The sequence below is a fragment of the Serratia sp. D1N4 genome (genome assembly GCF_054552755.1).
The window spans coordinates 839,154-865,428 of sequence record NZ_CM137274.1; the positions used below are offsets into that span (position 1 = coordinate 839,154).

20 protein-coding genes, 2 pseudogenes and 1 riboswitch are annotated in these 26,275 nt (G+C 55.6%); of the genes and pseudogenes, 6 read left to right on the top strand and 16 right to left on the bottom strand.

What is annotated here, in order from left to right; translation table 11 throughout:
- Nucleotides 1-11: 11 nt before the first annotated feature.
- The 6 genes from ACX1CU_RS03565 to ACX1CU_RS03590 all read right to left on the bottom strand — a co-directional run bounded on the left by ACX1CU_RS03565 (nucleotide 12) and on the right by ACX1CU_RS03590 (nucleotide 6,328).
- Nucleotides 12-2,447 (bottom strand): fimbria/pilus outer membrane usher protein, encoded by a 2,436-nt coding sequence (locus ACX1CU_RS03565; RefSeq protein ID WP_459401263.1) that lies wholly within the window; start codon nucleotides 2,445-2,447, stop codon nucleotides 12-14.
- Nucleotides 2,448-2,460: 13 nt separating this feature from the next.
- Nucleotides 2,461-3,159 (bottom strand): fimbria/pilus chaperone family protein, encoded by a 699-nt coding sequence (locus ACX1CU_RS03570; RefSeq protein WP_459401264.1) that lies wholly within the window; start codon nucleotides 3,157-3,159, stop codon nucleotides 2,461-2,463.
- A 126-nt stretch (nucleotides 3,160-3,285) separates the two neighbouring features.
- Nucleotides 3,286-3,984 (bottom strand): DUF1120 domain-containing protein, encoded by a 699-nt coding sequence (locus ACX1CU_RS03575; protein ID WP_459401265.1) that lies wholly within the window; start codon nucleotides 3,982-3,984, stop codon nucleotides 3,286-3,288.
- A gap of 77 nt (nucleotides 3,985-4,061) precedes the next feature.
- Nucleotides 4,062-4,763, bottom strand: a complete 702-nt coding sequence (locus ACX1CU_RS03580) for a DUF1120 domain-containing protein (protein WP_459401266.1) — start codon at nucleotides 4,761-4,763, stop codon at nucleotides 4,062-4,064.
- A gap of 73 nt (nucleotides 4,764-4,836) precedes the next feature.
- Nucleotides 4,837-5,544 carry a DUF1120 domain-containing protein gene (locus tag ACX1CU_RS03585; protein WP_459401267.1) on the bottom strand — a complete coding sequence of 236 codons (708 nt, stop codon included), beginning with the start codon at nucleotides 5,542-5,544 and terminating at the stop codon, nucleotides 4,837-4,839.
- 76 nt (nucleotides 5,545-5,620) lie between these two features.
- Nucleotides 5,621-6,328 carry a DUF1120 domain-containing protein gene (locus ACX1CU_RS03590; RefSeq protein WP_459401268.1) on the bottom strand — a complete coding sequence of 236 codons (708 nt, stop codon included), beginning with the start codon at nucleotides 6,326-6,328 and terminating at the stop codon, nucleotides 5,621-5,623.
- 1,229 nt (nucleotides 6,329-7,557) lie between these two features.
- On the opposite strand from ACX1CU_RS03590, the pseudogene ACX1CU_RS03595 reads away from it, so the two are divergent.
- Nucleotides 7,558-7,679 (top strand): annotated as a pseudogene (locus ACX1CU_RS03595) (DNA-binding transcriptional regulator CsiR); the annotation flags it as partial.
- Nucleotides 7,673-7,831, top strand: a pseudogene (locus tag ACX1CU_RS03600) (3-oxoadipyl-CoA thiolase); the annotation flags it as partial. The pseudogenes ACX1CU_RS03595 and ACX1CU_RS03600, both read left to right, overlap by 7 nt.
- Nucleotides 7,832-8,002: 171 nt before the next feature.
- On the opposite strand, the gene rapA reads toward ACX1CU_RS03600, so the two are convergent.
- A complete protein-coding gene (gene rapA / locus ACX1CU_RS03605) occupies nucleotides 8,003-10,909 on the bottom strand; it encodes an RNA polymerase-associated protein RapA (RefSeq protein ID WP_459401269.1) in 2,907 nt (968 codons plus the stop codon).
- A gap of 386 nt (nucleotides 10,910-11,295) precedes the next feature.
- Nucleotides 11,296-13,662, bottom strand: a complete 2,367-nt coding sequence (locus ACX1CU_RS03610) for a DNA polymerase II (RefSeq protein WP_459401270.1) — start codon at nucleotides 13,660-13,662, stop codon at nucleotides 11,296-11,298.
- 179 nt (nucleotides 13,663-13,841) lie between these two features.
- On the opposite strand from ACX1CU_RS03610, the gene ACX1CU_RS03615 reads away from it, so the two are divergent.
- Nucleotides 13,842-14,609, top strand: a complete 768-nt coding sequence (locus ACX1CU_RS03615) for a DedA family protein (RefSeq protein WP_459401271.1) — start codon at nucleotides 13,842-13,844, stop codon at nucleotides 14,607-14,609.
- A gap of 36 nt (nucleotides 14,610-14,645) precedes the next feature.
- Here ACX1CU_RS03615 and ilvN read toward each other — a convergent pair whose 3' ends face one another.
- The 7 genes from ilvN to sgrR all read right to left on the bottom strand — a co-directional run bounded on the left by ilvN (nucleotide 14,646) and on the right by sgrR (nucleotide 22,129).
- A complete protein-coding gene (gene ilvN / locus ACX1CU_RS03620; protein ID WP_024527189.1) occupies nucleotides 14,646-14,939 on the bottom strand; it encodes an acetolactate synthase small subunit in 294 nt (97 codons plus the stop codon).
- A gap of 3 nt (nucleotides 14,940-14,942) precedes the next feature.
- On the bottom strand, nucleotides 14,943-16,637 hold the full coding sequence (ilvB, locus tag ACX1CU_RS03625; RefSeq protein WP_459401272.1) for an acetolactate synthase large subunit: 1,695 nt from the start codon (nucleotides 16,635-16,637) through the stop codon (nucleotides 14,943-14,945).
- 111 nt (nucleotides 16,638-16,748) lie between these two features.
- Nucleotides 16,749-16,862, bottom strand: a complete 114-nt coding sequence (gene ivbL / locus ACX1CU_RS03630; RefSeq protein ID WP_459401273.1) for an ilvB operon leader peptide IvbL — start codon at nucleotides 16,860-16,862, stop codon at nucleotides 16,749-16,751.
- An 88-nt stretch (nucleotides 16,863-16,950) separates the two neighbouring features.
- The gene (gene thiQ, locus ACX1CU_RS03635; protein WP_459401274.1) at nucleotides 16,951-17,655 is read right to left on the bottom strand and encodes a thiamine ABC transporter ATP-binding protein ThiQ; all 705 of its coding nucleotides are present in this window, start codon (nucleotides 17,653-17,655) and stop codon (nucleotides 16,951-16,953) included.
- Nucleotides 17,642-19,249, bottom strand: a complete 1,608-nt coding sequence (gene thiP / locus ACX1CU_RS03640) for a thiamine/thiamine pyrophosphate ABC transporter permease ThiP (RefSeq protein WP_459401275.1) — start codon at nucleotides 19,247-19,249, stop codon at nucleotides 17,642-17,644. Before thiP ends, thiQ begins: the two co-directional genes overlap by 14 nt.
- Entirely contained in the window at nucleotides 19,225-20,211 is a 987-nt protein-coding gene (gene thiB / locus ACX1CU_RS03645) for a thiamine ABC transporter substrate binding subunit (protein ID WP_459401276.1), read from the bottom strand. Before thiB ends, thiP begins: the two co-directional genes overlap by 25 nt.
- 106 nt (nucleotides 20,212-20,317) lie before the next feature.
- A riboswitch (TPP riboswitch) is annotated at nucleotides 20,318-20,430 on the bottom strand.
- Nucleotides 20,431-20,467: 37 nt separating this feature from the next.
- Nucleotides 20,468-22,129, bottom strand: coding sequence for an HTH-type transcriptional regulator SgrR (gene sgrR, locus ACX1CU_RS03650; protein WP_459401277.1), 1,662 nt, complete (start codon nucleotides 22,127-22,129; stop codon nucleotides 20,468-20,470).
- Nucleotides 22,130-22,221: 92 nt separating this feature from the next.
- Between sgrR and sgrT the strand changes: the two genes are divergently transcribed.
- The 3 genes from sgrT to ACX1CU_RS03665 all read left to right on the top strand — a co-directional run bounded on the left by sgrT (nucleotide 22,222) and on the right by ACX1CU_RS03665 (nucleotide 25,472).
- Complete coding sequence (sgrT, locus tag ACX1CU_RS03655; protein WP_459401278.1) at nucleotides 22,222-22,395, top strand: glucose uptake inhibitor SgrT; 174 nt, start codon at nucleotides 22,222-22,224, stop codon at nucleotides 22,393-22,395.
- Between the two features lie 273 nt (nucleotides 22,396-22,668).
- Complete coding sequence (locus tag ACX1CU_RS03660) at nucleotides 22,669-23,856, top strand: sugar efflux transporter (protein ID WP_459401279.1); 1,188 nt, start codon at nucleotides 22,669-22,671, stop codon at nucleotides 23,854-23,856.
- Between the two features lie 143 nt (nucleotides 23,857-23,999).
- Nucleotides 24,000-25,472: a DASS family sodium-coupled anion symporter gene (locus ACX1CU_RS03665; protein ID WP_459401280.1), complete on the top strand. Its 1,473-nt coding sequence runs from the start codon at nucleotides 24,000-24,002 to the stop codon at nucleotides 25,470-25,472.
- A gap of 199 nt (nucleotides 25,473-25,671) precedes the next feature.
- Here ACX1CU_RS03665 and leuD read toward each other — a convergent pair whose 3' ends face one another.
- Entirely contained in the window at nucleotides 25,672-26,274 is a 603-nt protein-coding gene (gene leuD, locus ACX1CU_RS03670) for a 3-isopropylmalate dehydratase small subunit (protein ID WP_459401281.1), read from the bottom strand.
- Nucleotide 26,275 lies beyond the last annotated feature (1 nt).

Below are 26,275 nucleotides of genomic sequence, written 5' to 3' on the forward strand. Positions count from 1 at the left end.
AGCTCCTGCGATTAGCGGCATTGTGCGGTTGCGGTTTCATACAATTCATTCTGCTCGCTCTTTTCTGGCAGCGTGAGTTGCAGGCTGCAAATAGTCTTGCCTGAGTTCTGTACCTCAAGCGTCATACCGTTGGCCGCATCAGGAATAAACAGGCTGCCTTTTTCACCTACTACGGTGACAAAATTGCCTGCGCTATCGAATACGCTGGCACCGTGAGGTAACGGTTGACCTTGCGCATCTTTCACTTCAACCAATACCCGGCGGGTACGTACTACGTCAAAATTGAAGTAGCTTACTGAACCACGAGCCGCTTCGGTTTCCTGCCAGGCGTTGTTGATATCGACATTCTTACCCAGGCTGCGAGTGTCTACCTGAACGGCGGAACGCTTGAAACCGTTCAGTGTGGGTATTACCGCGTAGCCACGGCGGTCGGTCCAGGTTGGGCCTGCCGGTGTTTCCAGGCGCACGCCCGCTTCATCACCAATTTTGGCAATGCCGAATGTGTCGCCAACGTTGTACGGCGATAGCGTAACGCCACCGTGGTGCGCAACTACTCCGCCCGTGGCGCGGGCTGACCAGGTGGTGGTGTTGTCAGAACGGTGGGTAAGGCCACCGCTAAGCTGGCTGATCGGCGTTACCATGTCGAAGCTGGCGCCGTTTAAGGTACTCTGGTTGCTGAAGTCGCGCTCGCTCATCAGGCTCCAGCCACGGTCCTGGCTGGAACGATCGTTGTAGCGCATACCGGCGCGGCTGCCGCTACTGCTGCTGTTGACATAGCTGCTGATGCTGCGGCTGCCAAATGGCACATTGACCGTCAGGTAGGCACGGTTTTCAGCCTCGGTTGTACGGCTACCGGTACTGTGCTCCAAGCTGGCACCCACAAAGACGCGAGCGATCTGTTTGCTCCAGCCGCCGCGCAGATAATCGGTATGGTCGCCATCAAAGGTGCTGGTCCGCGCCCAGGAGAGCGACAGGCTACCGAGAGATTCCTGCGCCCAACTCAAACCGCCGCCAAACTGATTGCGGTTTCTTGCCGCGTTATCCTGCGCTTCAGCCTGCAAGGCGTCACTCAGTTCACGGTAGCCAGACGTTTGCTGGCTGGCATTGGCGTTAAGCGAAATCCGTTCGGTGAGGCTGCGGCTAAATAAAGCGACAATTGAGGCACCGTTTTTGCCGTGTTTTTCATCCTGCGCCAGTGTGCTCTGTACTGAAATTTGTGTTTCATCAAAAGGCTGGGTATCCAGCCTGACAGCGCCGGCACGGTAGGGTGATGAACCCAGCACGCCAGCATTCAGCGCAGTATGCGGGGTCAGTTGCCAGCCTGTAGCGGCGGTAGCCAGTATCGGCGATTCGCTGCTGCCTTGCTGATCCAACTTACCCGCACCGAAGGAGAGGCCGGGTGCAACAGCGGTGCCATTGAGCAGAAAGGCCGAGGCTGGCACGGTAAACTGGCGTTTCTCACCCGAACTGCCGGTAATGGCCACGTCAAGGTTGGTACGGGTGTTAAGTAACGAGAACCCTTGCAGACGGAAAGGCCCGGCAGGCACCGTGGTGCTGTAAATCAATGCGCCCGACTGACGAACTTCAACAACCGACTGGCTGTCGGCAATCCCTTCAACCAATCCTGCGCCGCCACGGTTACCGACCAATGCCGTTTCGGGGAACATCTGGAAGCCCAGAACCTGGCCTGTGCCGAACATCGAGTTAGAGAGGCTAACCTGCCCGGCCTGCAGCACTTTCTTGCTATCGGTAAAGCTGCGCTGCGCGTAGGCACCCTGATGCTGCACGCTGTCTTCGCTGTTAAAACGTGTGAAGGTCTGACGGCTGCGTATAATCCAGTCGCTGAAATTGAACCCGGCTTCGGTGCCGAGTTGCATAAAATTGATGCCTGCCGTAGACCCGGCAGAATCCATATACTGCGCCTGATAGTTGAGCATGCCAGCAAAACCACCATGGTTCCAGTTGCCGCTCTCGGTGCCTGGATTAGCCACCGCCTGTGGCGGCAGCACCAGATCAACACGTTCTTCACCCGGGTTGAGATTCAGTTCGGTCTGCGGCCAGGCGCTTTTCAAATCGAAACAAGGCGCGCTTTCAGTAAAACCGGGGGGTGGCAGGATCCCTGCCTGTTTCTGAAAAGCCTGATCGGCACACAAATGGCCTTCACTGTCAAAGCGGGCCTGCACTTTACCGCGACTGCTGCCGTTTACGCTCAGAGTGACCGTCGTTTCACCGGGCACAAAGCGTGGTGCATTACGAAACAACTCGGCCACTTTGGGGTCAATTCCGCGGCTCTGCATTGTTTGCATGTCGAACTCAACATCGTCCATAGGCTTGGCATCCGTATCGGCCATAGCCAGTTGAGGAATAGCCAGAGCGCTCAGCAGCGCTAACGAAAGTGCTGAGCGAGCAGGGTAGTGGCTAGACATGTGATGAAGTTTGTATTGCACCGGTAATTTCCTGTTATTTGCTCAGTGGAGCGTCGTAGCTGTTGACGGTATAACCCCAGGTGGTGGCCGGAGAGATGCGCACCTGTTGGGCCGCAACGGCTTTTTTATTACCGTCGGGGGTCAGCGTCAGCGTCTGGCCGGGTAACACGTAAGTGTTTGGCAATGTCCAGTTGGTGTTATCTGGCAGAGTTTGTACACCCTGGCCCAGGCGCACCACATAAGGTGACGGGTTGCTCACGACCATACTGTTGCCGCTCAATTTCCAGGTCAGGTGCTTCCAGGGGGCCAAGTCTTTCTCCAGCCCGGCAGGGCGGATAATCACCGGCAGATTCTGGCGTATGGTCATACGCACTTCGCTCTTGCCTTTTTGCTGCGGCGGAACACCTTCAAAGATCACGCGTTTCAGGCGTTCGGTTTTCAACGGCGTCTTGCTGGTCATGATAAAGCGCACGCGCTGGCTCTTGCCCGGTTCGACGCGGGCCGCTGGCGGCGTGACGGTTAACAGGGTTTCTGTATCATCTTTGATATTTTCCAGCGTGGTGAGCAGCAACACCGGGAAGGCATCGGTATTTTTGACGTTGATAGCGCCTTCACCATCACCCTGGTCGACAATCACCACCGAGGATTCCGGTACCATGCCGGTAGCCTGGGCACCCACAGAGGCCAACAGCAAGGCAATAGCACTGGTTTTGAAAAGAGAGGTATAAGTCATGATTTTTCACCTTTCAGCTTAATCGTAGGGGAAGAGTAAAATCAGGGGCCAATGCAGCCCCTGTTTTACAGACAGTATCGGAACACGGATCAAAAGCTGGGGAGGGACCGCAGCTTGATAGAGAAATTATAGATACACCAGCTCAAGCGTGGTCAGGCCATCCAAAAGAACAGGCTTGGTCAGATTCAGAGCAGAGGCTTTGTTGATGTAGGCCTGAACGCCCAGCTTGCCCGCCAGGGTGGTGAAGGCGATCGGTGTTGTGGTACCCGTTGCCGCCCAGGTGGAATAACGCGGGCTATTTGCCACGTACAGGCTACCTACCGCGGTTTTACTCCAGTTAATCATGTCGCTACTGGAAAGGCTGTCTACGCTCACGCCATCAGCAATCATGGTACCGGCTGCCAGGCGAATACCGTAGCCACCGATTTTTGTCGTGCCGTCCAACCCGAGGCCATTGACGCCTTCACTGCCCGCCGTCAAACCAAAAATACGTGCGGTGGCGACATCCACATTCCCGTTGGCATTTAAACCAGGCGCGGTATTAGGGCGGCCTTCAATCGCTTTCAGCGCGATTTTAGCCGGTGCGTCACAGGTGATAGTAAAGTCCAGCTGTTTTTCAGGCAGTACGGTATAGGTGTCTGCTGGCAGGCTTTTGCTATTGATTGAGCCGTAGTCAACCGTGCCACCACCAGACAGCGCTGGGTGACAGCCAGGAGGAGTAATGGTGCCGATAACACGCACATCAATGCTTTCTGCCAATGCCGGCAGAGCGGTGGAGGCTAATACAGCCAGTGCACAAACGGTTTTTTGCAGGTTATTCAACATAAAATTCTCGTCTTTAATTTTTAAATAGTGGGGTTTTATTCATTCTCATCCAGGAACGATCCCGGTTGATGAATCTATTACAGGTAAACCAGCTCAAGCGTGGTCAGGCCATCCAGCACAACCGGCTTGGTCAGATCCAGCTCAGAGGTTTTATTGATATAAGCCTGAACGCCCAACTTGCCTGCCAGAGTGGTGAAGGCGATTGGGGTGGTGGTGCCTTTTGTGGCCCAAGAGGCGTAGCGCAAAGATGTCGGGGTGTTAAACAGGGCGCCCGAAGGTGCGGCTTCCCATGAGGTGGTATTACCGTTTGCCATGATAGAATCAACCGCAACGCCATCGGCGTTCATGGTGCCAGCAGCCAGGCGGACACTATAACCACCGATGCCTTTTGCCCCATCCAGACCCAAGCCGACAACGCCAAAGTTCGCAGCAAAGCCGAATAATCCAGAGTGCCCCCCCATCTCAACCAGTAAGCCATCAGCATTTACTGCGCTTGCACCACGTTGTGAGTGTGCGGTAATCGCCACTTTTGCCGGGGCATCACAGTTGATGGCGAAGTCCAGTTGTTTTTCTGGCAGCAGGGTAAAAGCATCGGTAGCCAGTGTACTTGTTTTAATGGTGCCGTAGTCGATAGTGCCGCCGCCAGACAGGGTCGGGGCGCAGGCTGCTGGGGAGATGGTGCCGATAACACGCACATCAATGCTTTCTGCCAATGCTGGCAGAGAGGTGGTTGCCAGTACAGCCAGTGCACAAACGGTTTTTTGCAGGTGATTCAACATAGAACTCTCGTATTTTCTTTGAAGTTTAGGGGGTTACATTATTAGCTGGGAGCGATCCCGGCTAACATGTTTGTTACAGGTAAACCAGCTCAAGCGTGGTCAGGCCATCCAGCACAACCGGCTTGGTCAGGTCCAGCTCAGAGGCTTTGTTGATATAAGCCTGAACGCCCAACTTGCCCGCCAGTGTGGTGAAGGCCACTGGGGTGGTGGTGCCGGCTTTAGCCCAGGAGGCATAGCGAAGAGCTGCTGGGGTATTAAACACAGAACCCGTAGTTGCGGCTACCCATGCGGTAGTACTTCCATTTGACATAATAGAGTCAACCGCAACGCCATCAGCGGTCATGGTGCCAGCAGCTAGACGGAGACCATAACCGCCGATGCCTTTTGCCCCATCCATACCCAAGCCGACAACGGCAACGGTTCCACCGCTAATGCCGAATAATCCAGCAGTAGTCGTAGTCAACTCAGCCAGTGTGCCGTCAGCTTTTACTGCGCTCACACCACGTTGTGAGTGTGCGGTAATCGCCACTTTAGCCGGGGCATCACAGTTGATGGCGAAGTCCAGTTGTTTTTCTGGCAGCAGGGTAAAAGCATCGGTAGCCAGTGTACTTGTTTTAATGGTGCCGTAGTCGATAGTGCCGCCGCCAGACAGGGTCGGGGCGCAGGCTGCTGGGGAGATGGTACCGATAACACGCACATCAATGCTTTCTGCCAATGCTGGAAGAGAGGTGGTAGCCAGTACGGCCAGCGCACAAACGGTTTTTTGCAGGTGATTCAACATAGAACTCTCGTATTTTCCTTGTGAGATTTAGGTTTTTTACATTAATAGCCGGGAGCGATCCCGGCTAACATGTTTGTTACAGGTAAACCAGCTCAAGCGTGGTCAGGCCGTCCAGAGCAACCGGTTTGGTCAGATCCAGCTCAGAGGTTTTATTGATATAAGCCTGAACGCCCAGCTTGCCTGTCAGAGTGGTGAAAGCGATCGGTGTAGTCGTGCCAGTTTTAGCCCAAGAGGAGTAGCGTATGTCTACTGGGTTATTAAACAGGGCACCCGAAGAGGCTTTTACCCATGTAGTGGTATTACCATTTGACACAACAGAATCAACCGCGATGCCATCAGCGATCATGGTGCCAGGAACCTGACGAAGGCCGTAGCCGCCAATACCTTTTGTCCCATCCAGACCTAATCCAACAACACCAGCACCAGCAGTACCAAATAGTGTGACCCCAGTAGGTGCGGTAGTCAGCGTATCCATCGTGCCATCAGTTTTAACTGCGTTTGCACCGCGCTGTGAGTGTGCGGTAATAGCCACTTTAGCCGGGGCGTCACAATTGATGGCAAAATCCAGCTGTTTCTCAGCCAGCGTAGTAAAAGCATCTTTAGCCAGGGCCGTTGGTTTGATGGTGCCGTAATCGACAGTGCCACCGCCGGACAGGGTTGGGGTACAAGCCGTTGGGTCGATGGTGCCGATCACACGCACATCAATACTTTCTGCCAATGCTGGCAACGAGGTGGTAGCCAGTACAGCTAACGCACAAACGGTTTTTTGCAGGTTATTCAACATTTATTATTTTCCTTTATTTCAATATAAGAGTTCACGCATTCCCGGCAGAGGTCCTCTTATTAAACCCTGTAAACCATGGCGATGCTTTTTTAAACCCCTAAGGGCATTTATTCAGGTATTCAAATGTACTGCTGAGACTCAAATACCGAATGGCTTTCACAGATAAGTTAACTAATTAACTTACCTTGCAATTTCTATTTACCCTGAGTGGTTAAGCCTCATAACTACTGAGAGCGTATAAATTATTAGGGTGTTGATGCACCAATCGGTTTAGCTAAACTTGGTTGGTATACGTGGTTAGCATATGCAACGCTATCGACTGTCAGCATTACTTCTTTTTAAGAGCCCATGGTGTTTATATAATAAAATTCAACGGGGCTTTACATCCTTTCACTCGCTGCTCCAGGCTTATAGCACAGCGATTTATTTGTCGCTATGGGGCTATGTTATCGTTATCTCACAGCCTATGTAGGAGAGTTTTGTTGTGCTTTTGTTTTCTTTTGTACAACCTGTAAAAATTGTAACAACAAAAAGCCCGGCCCCTGATTAGCCATGTATCGGTCTGTTTGATAGCCTATTACTACCCTCTGGTCATCGTGGATTTAAAAGCTTTGGCATAACCCAACGTCAAATTGTTAACTTATTAAGCCACAATGAGTTCGCTTAGCGAAGATATCTATAGCCAATGCAGATAACTGAATGTTCTTTAATAGAAGTGTTAACCAGTAAGGCCATAAATGGTCTGCGACTCAACCATTATTGAAATTAACAGGGTTATATAACACTGTTACGGTAGGGGCGTTATTGTTCAAATCCATATTCTGCTCAACAACCTTGTGGATAATATCAGTTCAAGTCATTTCATTTGTTGTGGTTTGTTCATGATGAAGGTTATATAATTTTCCGTGTTGTCATTTATACCTGAGTGACCATGAAACTGACCGAATCTTACCTGCGATATCTTCTTAGTGTCAATATTGTTAACTTGATCACTTTTTCCATGTAATTTCCTGTTTATTCAATGGGATGCCTTTATTTTTTTAAAAAATCATAAGGCTATTCCTATTGTTTTTAGGATTAATTACCTTGTGTGATATTCTGTTTTTAAATTATAAGTTAATTTTTAATGCTGATTATTTGCGTTTTTATTGAAATAATATCCTGATAAATGAGTTGAATACGGAGTCACTGGTATTTTGTTAGCAGGCTATGTGTAGCCAAGCCCCATTAACGAAAAACTGCGTATGAGCCTGCTGACCAGCCGTTATAACCTGGGGAAACCCTTTCCCCGTTGGTGGCAGAAAATCTGGTGACCGCCATTAGCCAGAAAGGGTACCGCGTCGCCCCGATGATGCCGAGCAGGTGAACCCGAATGGTGGTGCTATCGCCTTGGGGCATCCTTTAGGCATGAGTGGTGCACGGTTGGCGTTGGCAGCGACCTTGGAGCTGGAGCGGCGCAAGGGGCGTTATGCGCGCTGTACTATGTGCATTGGCGTGGGGTAGGAGATAGCGATGATTCTGGAGCGTGTTGGATAATAAACGGGGGAGCTGAAACTCTCATGCCGGTTAGTTAAGCGCAAAGCGGCATAATCACACATCAATTGCTCAAGGCGTCTCCCCCTCTCCCCAAGGGAGAGGGAACTAACCATTAGAGCCGAAACTCCCCGCTTGGGATTACTGGTGAGTCACGACTACCAAGCGGATGGCATCCAAGCGCCAGCCTGCTTCGTTCAGGTTAACCAGCACCTGTTTACGGTTGAACTCTAAGGCTTCCACTTCGTCGTCACGGATGTTCGGGTTCACCGCTTTCAGGGCTTCCAAACGCGCCAGTTCGGTGCTCAGTTTGTCATCGGCTTCCTGCTTGGCCAGCTCGATCAGTTCGCGCGCCTGCGCTTCCACCAGGCTTTCTGCCTGTTGCAGCATCGCGTGTACGTCTTGTTGCACCGCATTGACCAGCTTGCTGGAGGTGTGGCGATTCACCGCGTTCAACTGGCGGTTAAAGCTTTCGAACTCCACCTGCGCCGCCAGATTGGTGCCTTTACGATCCATCAGCATGCGGATTGGCGTTGGCGGCAGGAAGCGGGTCAGTTGCAGATGTTTCGGTGCCTGTGCTTCAACCACATACACCAGTTCCACCAGCAGCGTTCCCACCGGCAGCGACTTGTTCTTCAGCAGAGAAACCGCGCAGCTACCGGTATCACCGGACAGGATCAGATCCAGGCCGTTGCGGATAATCGGGTGTTCCCAACTGACGAACTGGGCATCCTCACGCGACAGCGCCTGTTCGCGATCGAAAGTCACGGTACAGCCATCCTGCGGCAACCCTGGGAAATCGGGTACCAGCATATGGTCTGACGGCGTCAGGACGATCAGGTTATCGCTGCGGTCTTCCTGATTGATGCCGACAATATCGAACAAGTTGAGGGCGAAACTCACCAGATTGACGTCGTTATCCTGTGCGGCAATGGCTTCCGCCAGCGCCTGGGCTTTTTCGCCGCCGTTGGAGTGCATTTCCAGCAACCGGTCGCGGCCCTGCTCCAACTGGGCTTTGAGCTGATTATGCTGCTGACGGCAGGCCTGGATAAACTCGTCCAGCCCTTCCTGCTCGGTCGGCGCTGCCAGGTAGCCAATCAACTGCTCGTAGCTGCTGTCATAAATCGGCCGGCCGGTGGGGCAAGTATGTTCGAAGGCATCCAGCCCTTCATGGAACCAGCGGCCCAAGATCGCCTGCGCGGTATTTTCCAGATACGGCACCATGATTTGGATGTCGTGCATCTGGCCGATACGATCCAGGCGGCCGATACGCTGTTCCAGCAGATCCGGGTTGAACGGCAGATCGAACATCACCATCTGGCTGGCGAACTGGAAGTTACGCCCTTCGGAGCCGATTTCAGAACACAGCAGCACCTGCGCGCCGTCTTCTTGTGAGGCGAAGTAGGCGGCGGCGCGGTCACGCTCGATAATCGTCAGCCCTTCGTGGAATACGGCGGCGCGGATCGCTTCCCGCTCGCGCAGCACCTGCTCCAGTTGCAGCGCGGTGTCGGCCTTGGCGCAAATCACCAGCACTTTTTCGTGGCGGTTGGCGATCAGGTAATCCAGCAGCCATTCCACGCGTGGGTCGAAGTTCCACCAGGTGGCATTTTCCCCTTCGAATTCCTGATAAATCTGCTCTGGATACAGCATATCGCGGGCGCGGGCTTCGACGGTTTTCTTCGCGCCCATAATGCCGGAGACTTTGATCGCCGTTTGATACTGGGTCGGCAGCGGCAGCTTGATCTGATGCAGATGGCGATGCGGGAAGCCTTTCACCCCGTTACGGGTGTTACGGAACAGCACGCGGCTGGTGCCGTGGCGATCCATCAGCATGGTGACCAGTTCCTGGCGCGCCTGCACGCTGTTATCGCTGTCGCTGTTGGCGGCTTTGAGCAACGGCTCAATGTCCTGCTCGTCGATCAACTCGCCCAGCAGGTTGAGTTTGTCATCGGCTAACCGTTCACCGCTCAGCAGCAGCGTGACCGCATCGGCGATCGGGCGGTATTTCTCCTGTTCGTTCACAAACTCTTGGTAGTCATGGAAACGGCTTGGATCCAGCAGGCGCAGGCGGGCAAAGTGGCTTTGCTGGCCGAGTTGCTCAGGGGTTGCGGTCAGCAGCAGCACGCCGGGGGTATGTTCCGCCAACTGCTCGATAACCTGATATTCACGGCTGGGGGCCTCTTCGCTCCACGCCAGATGGTGCGCTTCATCCACCACCAGCAGATCCCAGTGGGCATCGGCCAACTGCTCCAGGCGCTGCTTGTTGCGGCGCACGAAATCCAGCGAGCAGATCACCAACTGTTCGGTTTCGAACGGGTTGCTGCTATCCAGCATCGCTTCAGAATAGCGGCTGTCGTCGAACAGTGAAAAATAGAGGTTGAAGCGGCGCATCATCTCTACCAACCACTGGTGCTGTAGGGTTTCCGGCACCACGATCAGCACGCGTTCGGCACGGCCTGCCAGCAGTTGCTGGTGAATGATCATCCCGGCTTCGATGGTTTTGCCCAGGCCGACCTCATCGGCCAGCAGCACGCGCGGCGCATGGCGCTGGCCTACTTCATAGGCGATATGCAACTGGTGTGGGATCAGGCTGGCACGCATGCCGCGCAGGCCAGCGAACGGCAGGCGGTACTGCTCGCTCTGGTATTTACGTGCGCGAAAACGCAGCGCAAAGCGATCCATACGGTCGATCTGGCCGGCAAACAGACGGTCCTGTGGCTTACTGAAGGTCAGCTTGCTGTCCAACAGCACTTCGCGCATGGCGACGCCCGCTTCCTCGGTATCCAGCCGCAGGCCGACATAGGTCAGCAGACCGTTTTCCTCTTTGACTTCCTCCACCTGCAACTGCCAGCCTTCGTGGTGGCTGATGGTATCGCCCGGGTTGAACATCACACGGGTGATCGGCGAGTCGTTTCTGGCATAGAGGCGGTTTTCACCGGTGGCGGGGAAAAGCAAGGTAACCATACGCACGTCCAGCGCTACCACGGTTCCCAGTCCCAGTTCGCTTTCCGTATCGCTGATCCAGCGTTGACCAAGTGTAAAAGGCATAGTTTGTCGGCTCGATTCTTATTAAGTAAGTCTTATCGCCAGGCAGGTGGTAAGGACTGGCGACCTGTTTCAAATGCTTTTTATTCTCTAATGCTGGTCAGTTAAGACTAACCAATTCCCTCTCCTTGGGGAGGGGGCGCAACTTTCAGCATTGTGCCGAATGGTGATGCACTTTCTGCTTAACTGACTGTCATTACGCTATTCCCGGTTTGTTTTCATTTGACGGGCAATAGCTATTCACACCATGAATACGTCATCAATACGGCACGGTGAGTGGTTCAGAATTTGGGAAGGGCGCTATGGTAATGGAAGGCGACGCATTCGTCACCTGCAAAACCCGATGATTTTTCTGACCTCTTCCTACAGCTTAGCTTGTAGGAATAATATCAGAATAGCCCCATCTGCCCGGTCACCAAGGTGGTGAAATCATCGTGCAGAAATGGAAGTATAGCGTCTGCTACCGGTTGTAGCTGACGTTCGAGATAATGATCGTAATCGATCGCCGAATGTTGGGTTTCCAGCGGCTCTGGCCCGGCGACGGTCATCACGTAGCTGATCCAGCCGCCGTTCTGATACTGCAATGGCCGCCCTTGCTGGCGGTTATAGTCGTCGGCGGTGCGCGCCGCGCGCACATGGGGCGGCACGTTGCGCTGATAGTCGCTCAGTTTGCGCCGCAGGCGCTTGCGGTACACCAGTTGATCGTCAAACTCGCCGTTGAGCGTTTTCGCCACGTAGTCGCGGACAAAATCCTGATAGGGCAACTGCTTGAAAATCAGCTGGTAAAGCTGCTGCTGGAACTGCTGTGCCAGCGGGGTCCAGTCGCTGCGCACCGTTTCCAGGCCTTTATACACCATCTGTTCGCTGCCGTCCGTTTTGGCAATCAGCCCGGCGTAACGCTTTTTGCTGCCCTGTTCCGCACCGCGGATGGTGGGCATCAGAAAACGGCAGTAGTGGGTTTCAAACTCCAGCTCCAGCGCGTTTTCCAGCCCATACTGCTGTTGCAGATGCTGTTGCCACCACTGGTTGACGTGTGCAATCAGCCTGCGGCCGATCTCGGTTGCCTGCTGCTCGCTGTGCGCTTGCTTCAGCCAGACAAAGGTCGAGTCGGTATCGCCGTAGATCACCTGATAGCCTTCTGCCTCAATCAGTTCCCGCGTCTGGCGCATGATCTCATGGCCGCGCAGGGTGATCGACGAAGCCAGACGAGGATCAAAGAAGCGGCAGCCGCTCGAGCCCAGCACGCCGTAAAAGGCGTTCATAATGATCTTCAGCGCCTGTGACAGCGGCTTGTTCTGCTGGCGTTTGGCCGCCTCGCGCCCTTGCCAGATCTGGCTGACGATGTCGGGCAGGCAGTGCTTGCTGCGCGAGAAACGGGCCTGACGAAAACCGGGTACGGAGTCAGCATCGTCAGGGTGTTGCATACCTTCCACCAGCCCAACCGGGTCGATCAGAAAAGTGCGGATAATCGATGGGTACAGGCTTTTGTAGTCCAGCACCAGCACCGAATCATACAGGCCGGGCTGTGAATCCATTACAAAGCCGCCGGGGCTGTGTTCTTCGGGCAGTTCGCCCAGATTGGGGGCCACATAGCCCTGCCGATGCATGCGCGGAATATATAGGTGGCTGAACGCCGCCACCGATCCGCCGCTACGATCGACCGCCAGCCCGGTGACGGTGGCGCGCTCCAGCAGAAAGGTCAGCAGCTCGGTTTTGGCAAAGATGCGCGTCACTAATTCGCAATCTTTCAGGTTGTAGCGCGCCAGTGCGGGTTTGTCTTCGGCAAAGCGCCGATCGATTTCCGCCATGCGCTGATAAGGATTGTCGATCGACTTGCCTTCGCCAAGCAGCGTTTGTGATACCGATTCCAGGCTGAAAGAGGGGAAGTTCCAGGTCGCTGATTTCAGCGCCTCAATACCGTCGATGATCAAGCGCCCGGCGGCGCTGGCGAAAAAGTGGTTTTGCTTGAAACCGTGTTCGCGCCACTCCAGCAGGTTGCCGCCCCGGCCAAAGCGCAGCGGGATCTGGTAGCGTTCGGCGTGTTTTTGCAGCACCCGCAGATCGAACTGCACCAGGTTCCAACCGATAATCGCATCGGGATCGTGCTGCTCCAGCCATTGATTCAACCGCTCCAACAGCTGTGGGCGGCTGTTGCAGTATTCCAGATCGAAATCCAGCGCTTCATTGCCGCCATTGGCCGGGCCGAGCATGTACACCTGGCGTTGGCCGCAGCCTTCCAGCGCGATGGAGTAGAGCTCGCCGTGGGCGGTGGTTTCGATATCCAATGACACCAGTTTGAGGTTCGGGCGATAGTCCGGTGCTGGTTTCATCTGGCCGTTGAGTAAGGGGCCATTGCCATGGGCTTGACCGCTGAACCACACCGGTGCGGTGATAAAACGCTCCATCAGATAGCGCTCTGGCGGGCGGATATCGGCCTCATAAACGTTAATGCCGCCTTCTCTCAGCACTTTTTCCAGCTTGATCAACTGGCGGTGTTGGCGGCAATAGAGGCCGAGCACCGGGCGGGAATGGAAATCCAACAGCGGCAGGGGTTTGAGTTCGAGATGGCGTTCTTCGCGCAGCAGTAACTGGGCGCGCGCTTGCTGCTCGGCGGGGATGAAAGCCACCGAAGGCTGAGGAGCCAGTTTGAGCTGCTGTGGCCCGCTGTCGGTCGCCAGCCAGAATTCGACTTCGGTACCGGCCGGAGTGTCGCGCCAATGGCGAGTGAGTATGAAGCCCTGCTGAAGAGATCTCACACTGTTCCTGAGTGACTATGCTTAGCGTATGGAATGACTATTGTATCATGGTTTTTTATACAGTGATTGCTCGCTTTCGACTCACCTAAATAAAACGCAGGTAATTCATTGGTTGACTCGCTGTGTGGTGCGCCGGACAATCCTTCGCCCACGCGCTCTTGCTAACGAACAGAGGTCTAATGGAAGCCTATTTACAGCATCTGATCACTCAGTCATTGGCTTTCACCTTGTTGGTGGTCATGTTGGTGGCGTTTCTGGAGTCACTGGCGCTGGTCGGCCTGCTGCTGCCCGGCACGGTGATGATGGCCAGCATCGGCGCACTGATTGGCAGCGGACAGGTGGATTTTTACATGGCCTGGGGGGCTGGGATTGTCGGTTGCCTGCTGGGCGACTGGAGTTCCTATTTTATCGGCCGTGCCTTTAAAGAGCCGTTGCACCGCTGGTCATTTCTGCAAAAAAATAAGGCGATGCTGGATAAAACCGAGCATGCGCTGCATCAGCACAGCATGGTGACCGTGTTGATTGGCCGCTTTATTGGCCCAACGCGGCCGTTGGTGCCGATGGTGGCCGGTATGCTCGATCTGCCGCCTTACAAATTCGCCCTGCCGAATATCATCGGCTGCCTGACCTGGCCGCCGGTCTATTTCTTCCCCGGGATTCTGGCCGGTGTGGCGATCGATATTCCCTACAGTGCCAACAGTACCTTATTTAAATGGCTGCTATTTGGCGTGGTGGTGCTGATTTGGCTGGCGGCTTGGCTGAGTTGGCGCTGGTGGCGTGAAGGTAAACGTGGGGCTGATAAGTTGGCCCGCTGGCTTTCACCGTTGCGCCTGCGTGCCGCTTGTGTGCTGAGCTGGGTAGCCGCGCTGGTCAGTTCCTATTATTTGCTGCAACAACCTTTGATGCCGGTTTATCGGCATTTGCTGTGGAAAGTGTTGGCGGGTTGAGATACCCGCCAACGGGCAATCGGGCTGCCATCATCCTTATTGGAAGAACGCTTCCAACTGTTCAAACACCCGCATATCTTCGCTGTGGCGCTTCACCTGCAACACATCTTCCAGCTTCTCGACCTGGCTGATCATCTGCACCAGGCGTTGATCGTCGGCCACCAGCAGCCAGATGCGGCTTTGCGTGCCGTCTTTCAACGGCATACAGAGGATCCCTTCCACGTTGAACGCGCGGCGGGCAAACAGGCCACAAACGTGCGTCATGACACCCGGATGGTTACGCACGGCCAGCTCCAGGATCACCTGCGGATTCTTTTGTAGTGACTGCATGGCTTATTCTCCAATCATTTCGATGTTGGCGGCACCCGGTGGCACCATCGGGTAAACTTTTTCATTCATATCGATCAGCGCATGGATCAGGCATGGCCCAGGGCGCTGGATGGCTTCCATCATTGCGGCCTCTGGATTTTCTTCTGCGTTCAGATCGCAGGTGTTCAGGCCGAAACCGGCGGCAATTTTCAGGAAGTCGGTACGCTTCGGATAGGTAGCGGCATAAATATGCTGCTGATAGAACAGGGTTTGCTGCTGATGCACCAGCCCCAGCGCCTGGTTGTTCATCAGAATAATTTTGACGTCCAGATCGTGCTCAACCGCCGTCGCCATTTCCTGAATGTTCATCATCAGGCTGCCGTCACCGGAGAAACACAACACCTTGCGCTGTGGTTCGGCTAGTGCTGCGCCGATCGCCGCTGGCAGGCCAAAGCCCATGGTGCCTAAACCGCCGGAGGTCAGCCATTGGCGCGCGCGGCTCAGCGGATACGCCTGCGCAACCCACATCTGATGCTGGCCAACGTCGGTGGTGATAATGGCGTTTTCATCCACGCAGCGCGCGGCGGCTTTCACCAGCCCGTAATGGCTCAGCGGATCCTCAGCATTCGGCATGTTGAACGGGAATTCACCCTTCAGGTCGTTAACGATTTTCAGCCATGCGCTGCGTGGCTGCGCTTCGATCAGCGGCAGCAGTTGTTGCAGCACCTGACCAACATCGCCATGAATCGCGATATTGGCCTGCTTGACCTTGCCCAGTTCGGCGCGATCGATATCCACGTGGATGATGTCAGCGTTCGGGCAGAACAGCTCGGTTTTGCCGATGGCGCGATCGTCGAAACGGGCACCCAGCACGATCAGCAGATCGGCTTCCTGCAAGATAAAGTTGGTGCTGCGCGCCGCGTGCATGCCCAACATCCCCAGTGACAATGGATGTTCTACCGGCATCGCGCCCAGCGCCATCAGCGTCATGGTGGTGGGCAGGTTGGCGCGCTCGGCCATCTGCAAGGCGGCTTTATGCGCTTCGCCACTGATAATGCCGCCCCCCAGATACAGCACCGGGCGCTTGGCATGGTTGATCATGGCGGCAGCCTGAGTCACTTGTGCGCTATCAAAGGCGGGTGTGGCATCCGGCACGGCGATCGGCGGCAACTCATCCAGCTCAATCACTGCGGTTTGCACGTCTTTCGGGACGTCGATCCATACCGGGCCTGGGCGGCCAGATTCGGCAATGCGGAAGGCATCGCAGATCACCTGCGGCAGATCGCGGATATCGCGCACCAGGTGGTTGTATTTGGTAATTGGGATCGAAATACCGTAGGTATCGACTTCCTGAAAGGCGTCGGTGCCGATCATCGAGGAGGGCACCTGACCGGTAATACATACCAGCGGAATAGAATCGAGTTTGGCATCGGCGATGGCGGTGACCAGATTGGTGGCCCCTGGGCCGCTGGACGAGATGCAGACCGCCGCTTTGCCGTTGGTGCGCGCCATGCCCTGGGCCATAAAACCGGCGCCCTGTTCATGACGGGCCAATACGTGCTTGATCACGGTGCTTTGGCTCAGTGCGTCATACAGCGGCAGCGCGGCGCCGCCGGGTATTCCTGCAATGGTGGTAATGCCCTGGCGCTCCAGCAGATGTACGATCAGCTCTGCGCCAGTGAAGCGGTGTTTCTGGTGTGGCGTACCCGAAATTGCCATGTTCCTATCCTTAGTCAAGGCCGGTTCGCATTTCTGGGCAGGGGACTAAAACAAGAAACCCCGCCCGGTTTGCGCCGGCGGGGTTTGGGAATCGATGCGTTGATTCGGACCCTACGGCGCACTGCCGACGACCACCACCACACGCACGACGACTACCGCGGCTGGTAGCGCGGTTGGTAGTAGAGTCGAAGTCAGCGAGGATGCGATCACAGGGAACCTTATCATCAGTAGTAAAAAACAGGATTTTATAAAACCACAGGTGCAAAACTCGCACAACAGGTTTATTAATTCAGCATAAAAAACGCGCCTTGGATCACGTTCTTGCTGCAATGCCCAGCACGCGTGCTGCTGGGGTGCTGCCTTCGATCAACGCCTGGGTTGGGCCGTCGTAATAGATGCGGCCATCCACCACCAGTAAGGTACGGGGGGCGATGTGGGCGGCATCTTCCAGATTGTGCGAAACCATTAACAGCGTGAGTTGGCGGAGATCGCACACCTCTTGCAGCAGTTGCAGCATCTCGTTACGCAGTGCCGGGTCGAGCGCGGAGAAAGGCTCATCGAGCAGCAGAATCGGTTGCTGGCGGATCAGGCAGCGCGCCAGTGCGGCACGCTGGCGTTGGCCGCCGGAAAGCTGCGCAGGCAGGCGCTGTAGATGCTCCTCCAGCCCTACCTGCTGTGCGATCTGCGCCAACTGCTGCTTCTGGGCGCTATTCAAACGCAGGCCAGGATCCAGCCCCAGCCCGATGTTTTGCGCCACCGTTAAATGGGCAAACAGATTGTTCTCCTGAAACAGCATAGAAACCGGGCGCTTGGCCGGCGGCGTGGCGGTATGGTCGCTGCTGTTCAGCAGAAGTTTGCCACTGGTGGCCGGTAAAAAACCGGCGATCAGGCTAAGCAGGGTGCTTTTACCGGCACCGCTTGGCCCCAACACCGCGACGTGCTCGCCCGGTTGAATGCGCAGGTCAAAACGCATCGGCAGGTGTTCGTATAGGTAGGTCAGTTTTTCAAGCTTTAGCATGGCGGCCCGGTAAGCGTTCAATCAGGGTAAACAGCAGGAAGCACAGTAACAGCAGCAGCGCTGCGGTCACGGCACCGTCGTTGCTGCGGTAGGAACCAATCTGCTGATACAGATAAAAAGGCAGCGTGCGGAACTGTTCGTTGCCGAACAGGGCAACCACGCCGAAATCACCTAGCGACAGCACGCAGGCAAATGCCAGGGCCTGTGCCAGCGGGCGTTTCAGCGCTTTCAGCTCAATCCAGCGCACGCGTTGCCAGCCGTGAATATCCAGCGACAGACACAGAGGATTATAGCGCTCGGCCAGATCGCGCATCGGGTTTTCCAGCACTTTCAACGCGTAAGGCACCGCCATCAGTGCGTTGGTGAGGATCACCAGCGCGTAGGGGGATTGCGGCAGGCCGACGGTATCGCTCAGCAGCAGGAAGAAGCCGGTTGCCAGCACAATGCCCGGCATCGCCAGGATCAGCATGCCGCTCAGCTCCAGCATTTGGCCCTGTGCAGGCCGTTGCCGCAGTTTCAGCTCGCGGCTGCTCCACAGCAGCATCAGGGTCAGCACCACGCACAGCAGACCGGCACCGAGTGCAATATGTAGCGACGTCAACAGCGCCTGCCACAGTAGCGGCTGTTGCAGCACGGTGATCAGGCGGTGATTGGTTCCGTCGATAATCACCGCCAACAGCGGCGGTAACAGCAATAACAGGGCGGCGCTAATCAGCAGCGTATCGCCGATGCGCCGCCCGCGGCTGTCTTCCGGGTTGCGCCAGATGTGAGCATGGGTATGGCCGACCGGTAGCGCCTGATTCAAGCGTTGGCTGATCACCACCAACCCAAGGCAGCAGGTCAGTTGGATCAGCGCCAGCAGCGCGGCGCGGCTGAGATCGTAGTCGTAACTTAATGCCTGATAGATCGCCAACTCAATGGTGGTGGCCTGTGGCCCACCGCCCAGCGACAGCACCGTGGCAAAGCTGGCGAAACACAGCATAAAAATCAATGCGCCGCTGGGCAGGATCTGGCGGCGCAGCGCGGGCCATTCGACAAAGCGGAACTGCTGCCAGCCGGTCATCCCCAGCTGTGCCGCCAGTTGGCGCTGTTCCGTGGGGATATTTTCCAGCGCCTGCAACAGTAAACGGCTGGCCAGCGGCAGATTAAAGAACAGATGTGCCAGCAGGATGCCCTGTAGGCCATAGGGCGAGAAACCGTAATGGATCCCCAGCCAACCGCACACCACCGCCAGCCAGCCTTGCTTGCCGTACACGCTCAGGATGCCAAAAACTGCCACCAGCACCGGCAAGACCAGCGTCATGGCGCATAAGCGCAGCAGCAGGTTGCGGCCAGGGAAGCGCCGCCGATAGAGCGCACGGGCCAGTGGGATGGCGGGCAGCACGGAGATCAGGGCCGACAGTAACGCCTGCCAGAAGGTAAAACGCACCACGTGCCACAGATAGCTATCTTGCCATAAGCTACGCCAGTCGCTGCTGGGCGCGTGCCGCCATAAGGCGCCCATCGCCAGCAGCGCGATCAGTGCGATTAGGCCGGCGGCCATCAGCCCCGGCCATAGCCAACGCGGGATCAGTGGCTGACGGCGGTTTGCCATGCCCGTACCCAGTCACCACGTTGTTTTGCCACCTCTTCTGCACTGAATTGCAATGCGGTTTGCGGCACGGTCATCTGCTCAAAACCCGCTGGCAGCGTGGTTTTAATCACCGGGTACATCCAGTTGCCGGTAGGAATGGTGTTCTGGAAAGCAGGTGTGACCATAAACTGCATAAAGCGCTCTGCCAGTTCCGGGTTTTTGCTGGCCTTCAGTTTAGCGGCCACTTCTACTTGCAGGTAATGGCCTTCGCTGAAGTTGGCGGCTGCGTAGCTGTCTTTTTTCTCTTCGATCAGGTGGTAAGCAGGCGACGTGGTATAGCTCAGCACCAGATCGCCTTCGCCTTTCAGGAACAGGCCATAAGCTTCGCTCCAGCCTTTGGTGACGGTGACGGTTTTTTTCGCCAACTGTTGCCAGGCTTCTGGTGCTTTATCGCCATACACTTTCTGCATCCACAGCAGCAGACCGAGCCCCGGCGTGCTGGTGCGCGGATCCTGATAGATGATCTTCCAGGGGTGATCGCTGCTCACCAGTTCCTGCAGGCTTTTGGGTGGGTTTTTAAGTTTGTCTTTGTTGTAAACAAAGGCGAAGTAGCCGTAATCGTAAGGGATGAAGGTGTTGTCCTGCCAGCCACCTGGCACGGTGAGCTTGCCGGTATCAACCTGGCTTTCGGCAAACAGGCCGGTTTGCTTTGCCGCTTGCAGCAGGTTGTTGTCCAACCCCAGCACGATATCGGCAGCGCTGTTGTTGCCCTCCATCCGCACGCGGTTGAGCAGTGAAACGCCGTCTTCCAGTGCCACAAATTTCAATTCGCAGTCACAATCGGCTTCGAAGGCTTTTTTAATTGCCGGGCCAGGGCCCCAGTCGGCGGCGAAAGAATCGTAGGTGTAAACCGTCAGCGTAGGTTTCGCCAGCGAGGGGGCGGCAGCCAGCAGCAGTAGGTAAGGCAGGTATTTTTTGACCACTTTGCACTCCTGAAATTTAAGGGGGCAAAGGACTCTGAGGGCGTGAATCCCCATCATCTTTCAAGCCGCAGCGTTGTTAGCTGCAACTTGAAATCTATCGGGGATAAGCGACGCGGTACTCAAATCCCTCCGCCGGTATTGACCGGATCAGGTTCGACGGGTGTGCTCTCAGCGGAAAAACGTGCTGCACTGGTGTTTTCCGCACCCCGTTGAGACGGCGCTATTGTAGAGACTAAGTGGCAGCGGTGAAAGAGACTTATGTTTCCGGCGGGGCGAACCAGGCCGATTTAAAATCGAACCACCCGAGGGTATTCATGCGCACCCCGCGCATACTGCGTTGGCCGTGCAGTTGCAGCCAGTGATGGAACAGCGGGTGCAACTGATGGTTGCTGACCAAGCGTTGGCAGAACTCCGCCAGCGGCAAGCGGTTATCGCGCCACAGAGCCGCATCCTCGGCGATATCTTCGCTCAAACAGTGCTGGATTAACGGCGTTTCATACAGCGTGGCAAACAGGGAAAACTCCAGCGGCAGCGTGAAGTTGGCGCTGCCAAGCCATAAATCGCTGTTCGCCTCGCCTTTATGCCAGTCGTCGTAGTCGATGATTTGTACGTTAAGCTTGACTCCGTGTTGAGCCAGTAAGGCGGTGATGGCCTGCTGGATGGCGTGGAATTCCGAGTGCTCGCTGTAGAAGGTTAAGGTCAGTTCGGTCAGCCCTGCAGGCTTGGGTTGTTGCCGCAACGCGCGGTTATGTAACCAGCGTGGCAGAATGCCGTAGGCCGGTGCCCAGTAACGTTGATATACCGATCCTGCGTGGCTCAACAGGGCGATCGGGTTGATCAGTTCACTCAGCCAACTGCGGATTTCAGGATTGGCCGCCAGCGTTGAGCGCTGGTCAAACAGCAGGAAATAACAGCCTTCTTCAAGGCGGCTTTCCAACTCGTTTTTACCCGTTTCATCCCCCTGCAACTGCACGCCTGAATGCACCAGTTCTTCGGTGACTTCTGGCAGCACCCAGATGTTGACCTCATCAATCAGCGCGCGATAGCCAAAGTAATCATCGAAGGCATGGATCTTCATCTGGCTGCGATGATTGTGCACCACGCTGTAAGGCCCGGTGCCGACGGGGTGGCGGGCGAAATCCGGCAGGCTCTGCCATTCGCGCGGCAGGATCATGGCATGCACGCTGCCCAGCAGCCAGGGCAGCCAGTAGTCCGGGCTGTGCAGGTGGACGTCGATCACATAGGGCGTAGGGGAAGTGACCTGATCGATATGGGAAAACAGGGGCTGCGGGATCAGCCGGTTCAGGGAATGGATCACGTCTTCCATCTCCAGCTCGCGGCCATGGTGGAAGCGAATCGCCGGGCGCAGATAAAAACGCCAGTGCAAAGGCGTTACTGTCTGCCAGTGGTGGGAAAGATCGGACTCTATTTCCCCGTTTTCCTCATTTATGCGCGTCAAGCCGTTAAAAATCTGCCGCGCCAGATGGGTTTCTGAACGGCGTAGCGCTGAGCCGGGCAGCAGGTTGTAAAGCTGGCGATAGTAGAGCACGCGCAGGATATGTTTACCCTGGCGAAAGCTGCGCCCCAGTTGGGAAAGCAGCATCTGACGCACGGCATTTTTGTCGCCCACCAACTGTACCAACTGATCAATTTTGTCCTGTTCCAGCAACTCTTCAGCACGCTGTTGCTGAAGTGCCAGGCCGGTGTATTGGAAACTGAGCTGTGAACGCTTGCCACGCCCGGCCTCGGCCTGCCAGGTGAGCCAGCCTTGCTGCTGCATTGCGCCTAATAAGGAGCGTACGTGGCGGCGTGAGCAACTGAGCACGTCGGCCAGTTCCTGCAGCGTGGTTTCTGTGGGTTGACCATGACAACGCTGCCACAGGCGGATGAACTGTTGTTGCAAGCGTGAGGTAGACATAAAAGAGGAACTCCAAGGCATCAACCCGTCAATTTATCTTTCCCTATATTACGCCGATAATGTTTTCAGGCCAAAGAGCGGAGGGGCACTTAATGAAGGTTCTCTTAACGAAACAGTTTTATCAGCGTTATTTCACGGCGATTCGTTGCCAGAACGCCGACTGGCTGGAGGTGATCCCGCAACAGGCACGGTTGGATATGCTGGCCCACTTGACCCAGTGGGACATCAATACGCTAAGCGATAAGCAATACCGTGAGCGTATCTAGCGCTCACCGCAAAAGTGTTTCTGAGTAATGGTGCTTTTTCACCAGCCAGTGGGGTAACCCACTGGTATTTTTCTCCGCAATGTCACTTTATTCTGTAATTCCCCTTCTGTAGCATACCCCCGTCGCCCTTCAAGATGCAGGGGTGTTGGCTGTCTTCTCTCACCCCGGTCACTTACTGGTGTAAGCTCCTGGGGCTTTGCTCAGTTGCCGCCTACCTGCATCTCGAAGTAGCTTGGGCGTAGGCTTCTTTATTCTCTGGTCAGGGACGCAGGTATGAATGTCAAACGCTGGTTGCCACGCCGTTTTAATCCCGTTTTTGCCGCTTTTCTGATCATCGCCTTTCTTTCCGGCATCGCTGGCGCGTTGCAGGCCCCCACGCTGAGCTTATTTCTCACCACCGAGGTGAAAGTCCGCCCGCTCTGGGTCGGGCTGTTTTATACCCTGAATGCCATCGCCGGGATTGTCGTCAGTTTCCTGCTGGCGAAGCGTTCCGACACCCGCGGCGACCGGCGCAAGCTGATCCTGCTGTGCTGCCTGATGGCGGTGGGTAACAGCCTGCTGTTTGCCTTCAATCGCGATTATTTGACGCTGATTACCGCCGGGGTGCTGTTGGCGGCGATCGCCAATACCGCCACGCCGCAGATTTTTGCGTTGGCGCGTGAATATGCCGACAGCTCGGCACGTGAAGTGGTGATGTTCAGCTCGCTGATGCGGGCCCAGCTTTCGTTGGCCTGGGTGATTGGCCCGCCGCTCTCCTTTATGCTGGCGCTCAATTACGGCTTTATGGTGATGTTTCTGGTCGCGGCGGCGATTTTTGTCATCAGTGCGCTGCTGGTGTGGCTGATACTGCCTTCGGTGCCGCGTACGCAGGTTGAAATCAGCGTCGACTCACCGCCGATTGCGCCGCTCAGTGCCTGGCGCGATCCTGATGTGCGCTTGCTGTTTCTGGCTTCGGTGCTGATGTGGACCTGCAACACCATGTATTTCATTGATATGCCACTATATATCACTGCCGATCTTGGCCTGCCGGAGCGGTTGGCAGGCCTGCTGATGGGCACTGCGGCGGGGCTGGAAATCCCTGCCATGCTGTTGGCGGGTTACTACGTCAAACGCTTCGGTAAGCGCAACATGATGCTGTTTGCGGTCGCGGCTGGCGTGCTGTTCTATGCCGGGCTGGTGCTGTTCAAGTTCAAGGCCGCACTGATGGTGCTGCAATTATTCAATGCGATCTTCATCGGCATTATTGCCGGGATCGGCATGCTGTATTTCCAGGATCTGATGCCGGGGCGGCCGGGTGCGGCGACCACGCTGTTTACCAACAGTATCTCTACCGGGGTGATCCTGGCTGGCATACTGCAAGGGGCGTTGGTGGAGAACGTCGGCCACTATGCGGTCTACTGGCTGATTACCCTGCTGGCGATGCTGGCGCTGTGGATGTGCGCCAGAGTGCGCGAAGTGTGAAGCTGAACAGTGGCTTACTTGATACATATCATTGAGAAAATTGCGCCATACTCCCTAAGATGATTATCATCAGAGCGCGAACCTCGCGCTCTTGTCCATCTTGCTGCTGAGATGCCGATCCCGTTGATAAAAGTGGGTATGTTATGGATAAACTAACGCCGCTCAAGCCCGTTCCTTCTCTTGTTGCCGTTATTGTTGCTCTGATTATCTGGTTTGTTATTCCGGTGCCTGAAGGGGTTGCCCCCAATGCCTGGCATTTGCTGGCGCTGTTTATTGGCACCATCGTTGCCATTATTGGCAAGGCGATGCCGATTGGCGCGGTTTCCATTATTGCCATTGCGCTGGTGGCAGTGACCGGCGTCACCAACCCCGGGAAGCCTGCGGCCGCTCTGGATGATGCCCTGAGTGGTTTTTCCAATCAGCTAATCTGGCTGATCGGCTTTGCGATCATGATCTCCCTCAGCCTGAATAAAACCGGCTTGGGCGCGCGCATTGGTTACTACTTTATCTCGCTGTTCGGCAAGAAAACGTTGGGAATCGCCTATGCGCTGACCATGGCAGAAACGGTGCTGGCACCGGTGACGCCGAGTAACACCGCCCGCGGTGGCGGGATCATCCACCCGATCATGAAGTCGATCGCCGACAGTTTTGGCTCTAAACCGGAGCTGAATACCTCTGGCACCATTGGCCGCTATCTGGCGTTGGTGAACTACAACATCAACCCGATCACTTCGGCGATGTTTATCACCGCAACTGCGCCGAACCCGTTGGTCGTTAACCTGATCGCCAAAGGGGCCGGTTCCGAGTTTGAACTGACCTGGTCGATGTGGGCGATCGCCGCGTTGGTACCGGCGATCTGTTCGCTGATCGTGATGCCGCTGGTGGTTTATCTGCTGTATCCGCCGGAAATCAAAAGCACCCCGGATGCGCCGCGTTTTGCGCAGGAAAAGCTACAGGCGCTCGGCGTGATTACATTGGCAGAGAAAATCACGCTGGGCGTGTTTGCCCTGTTGCTGGTGCTGTGGGCTGGGGTTCCCGCCATGATCTTTGGCCCGGCGCTGGCGGTGAATCCAACCACCGCAGCGGTTATTGGTTTGGCAATCTTACTGATGACCGGCGTATTGAGCTGGGATGACGTGCTGAAACACAAAGGCGCCTGGGATACGGTTGTATGGTTCGCCGCACTGGTGATGATGGCGACCTTCCTCGGTAAGCTCGGGCTGATTGGCTGGCTATCGAAGACCGTCGGAACGGGTATTGATAATATGGGGATGAGCTGGGTTGGCGGGACGATACTGCTGACGCTTATCTATCTGTATTCGCACTATTTCTTTGCCAGTACCACCGCTCACGTGACCGCTATGTTCGCCGCCTTCTTTGCCGCCGGTATTGCTTTGGGCGCGCCGCCTGCGCTGCTTGGCCTGATTCTGGCGTTCTCTTCGTCGCTGATGATGTCCTTAACCCACTATGCTACCGGTACCGCGCCGATTATCTTTGGCTCTGGTTATGCCACGTTGGGGGAATGGTGGAAAACCGGCTTTGTGATGAGCGTGGTTAACCTGCTGATCTGGATGGTGGTTGGCGGTATGTGGTGGAAATGGTTGGGCTATTGGTAATAAAGAAAAGGGGACGAGCGATCGTCCCCTTAGACTGCTGACAAAGCTCATTATTAGGGAGAGCGTGCCGAAGGGGTCGGCGTAAGCCGCCGGAGTACCCTTCGGTGCGCTAGGCCCGTGTATCTCGGGTTAAAACACCACTTTATCGTCAGCCAGAGGAGACGAGCAATCGTCCCCTCTGGTCTAGCTTCGATAACGCTTAGTTCAGAAACGCCAACTGCTGGGCCTCGAAACGTGAAATTTCCGCTTCGTGTTGCAGCGTCAGGCCGATGCTGTCCAAGCCGTTAATCATGCAGTGGCGGCGGAAGCTGTCGATCTCAAACGAATAGCTTTTGCCCCCGGCATTCACCGTCTGGTTTTCCAGATCCACGACAAACTCGATCCCTTCGTTCTCTGCCACCAGCTTGAACAGCGTGTCGACATCCTGCTCGCTCAACCGGACCGGCAGTAGCTGGCTGTTGAACGAGTTGCCGTAGAAGATATCGGCGAAGCTCGGTGCAATCACCACTTTAAAACCGTAATCGGCCAGCGCCCAAGGCGCGTGCTCGCGGGAAGAGCCACAGCCAAAGTTTTCGCGTGCTAACAGGATGCTGGCCCCTTGGTAGCGCGGTTTGTTCAGGATGAACTCCGGGTTAGGCTGCTGACCGGCATCGTCCAGAAAACGCCAGTCGTTAAACAGGTGCTGGCCGAAACCGGTACGGGTTACTTTCTGCAGAAACTGCTTCGGGATAATGGCATCGGTATCGACGTTAGCCGCATCCAGAGGCACCACTAAACCGGTATGTTGAGTAAATTTAGCCACG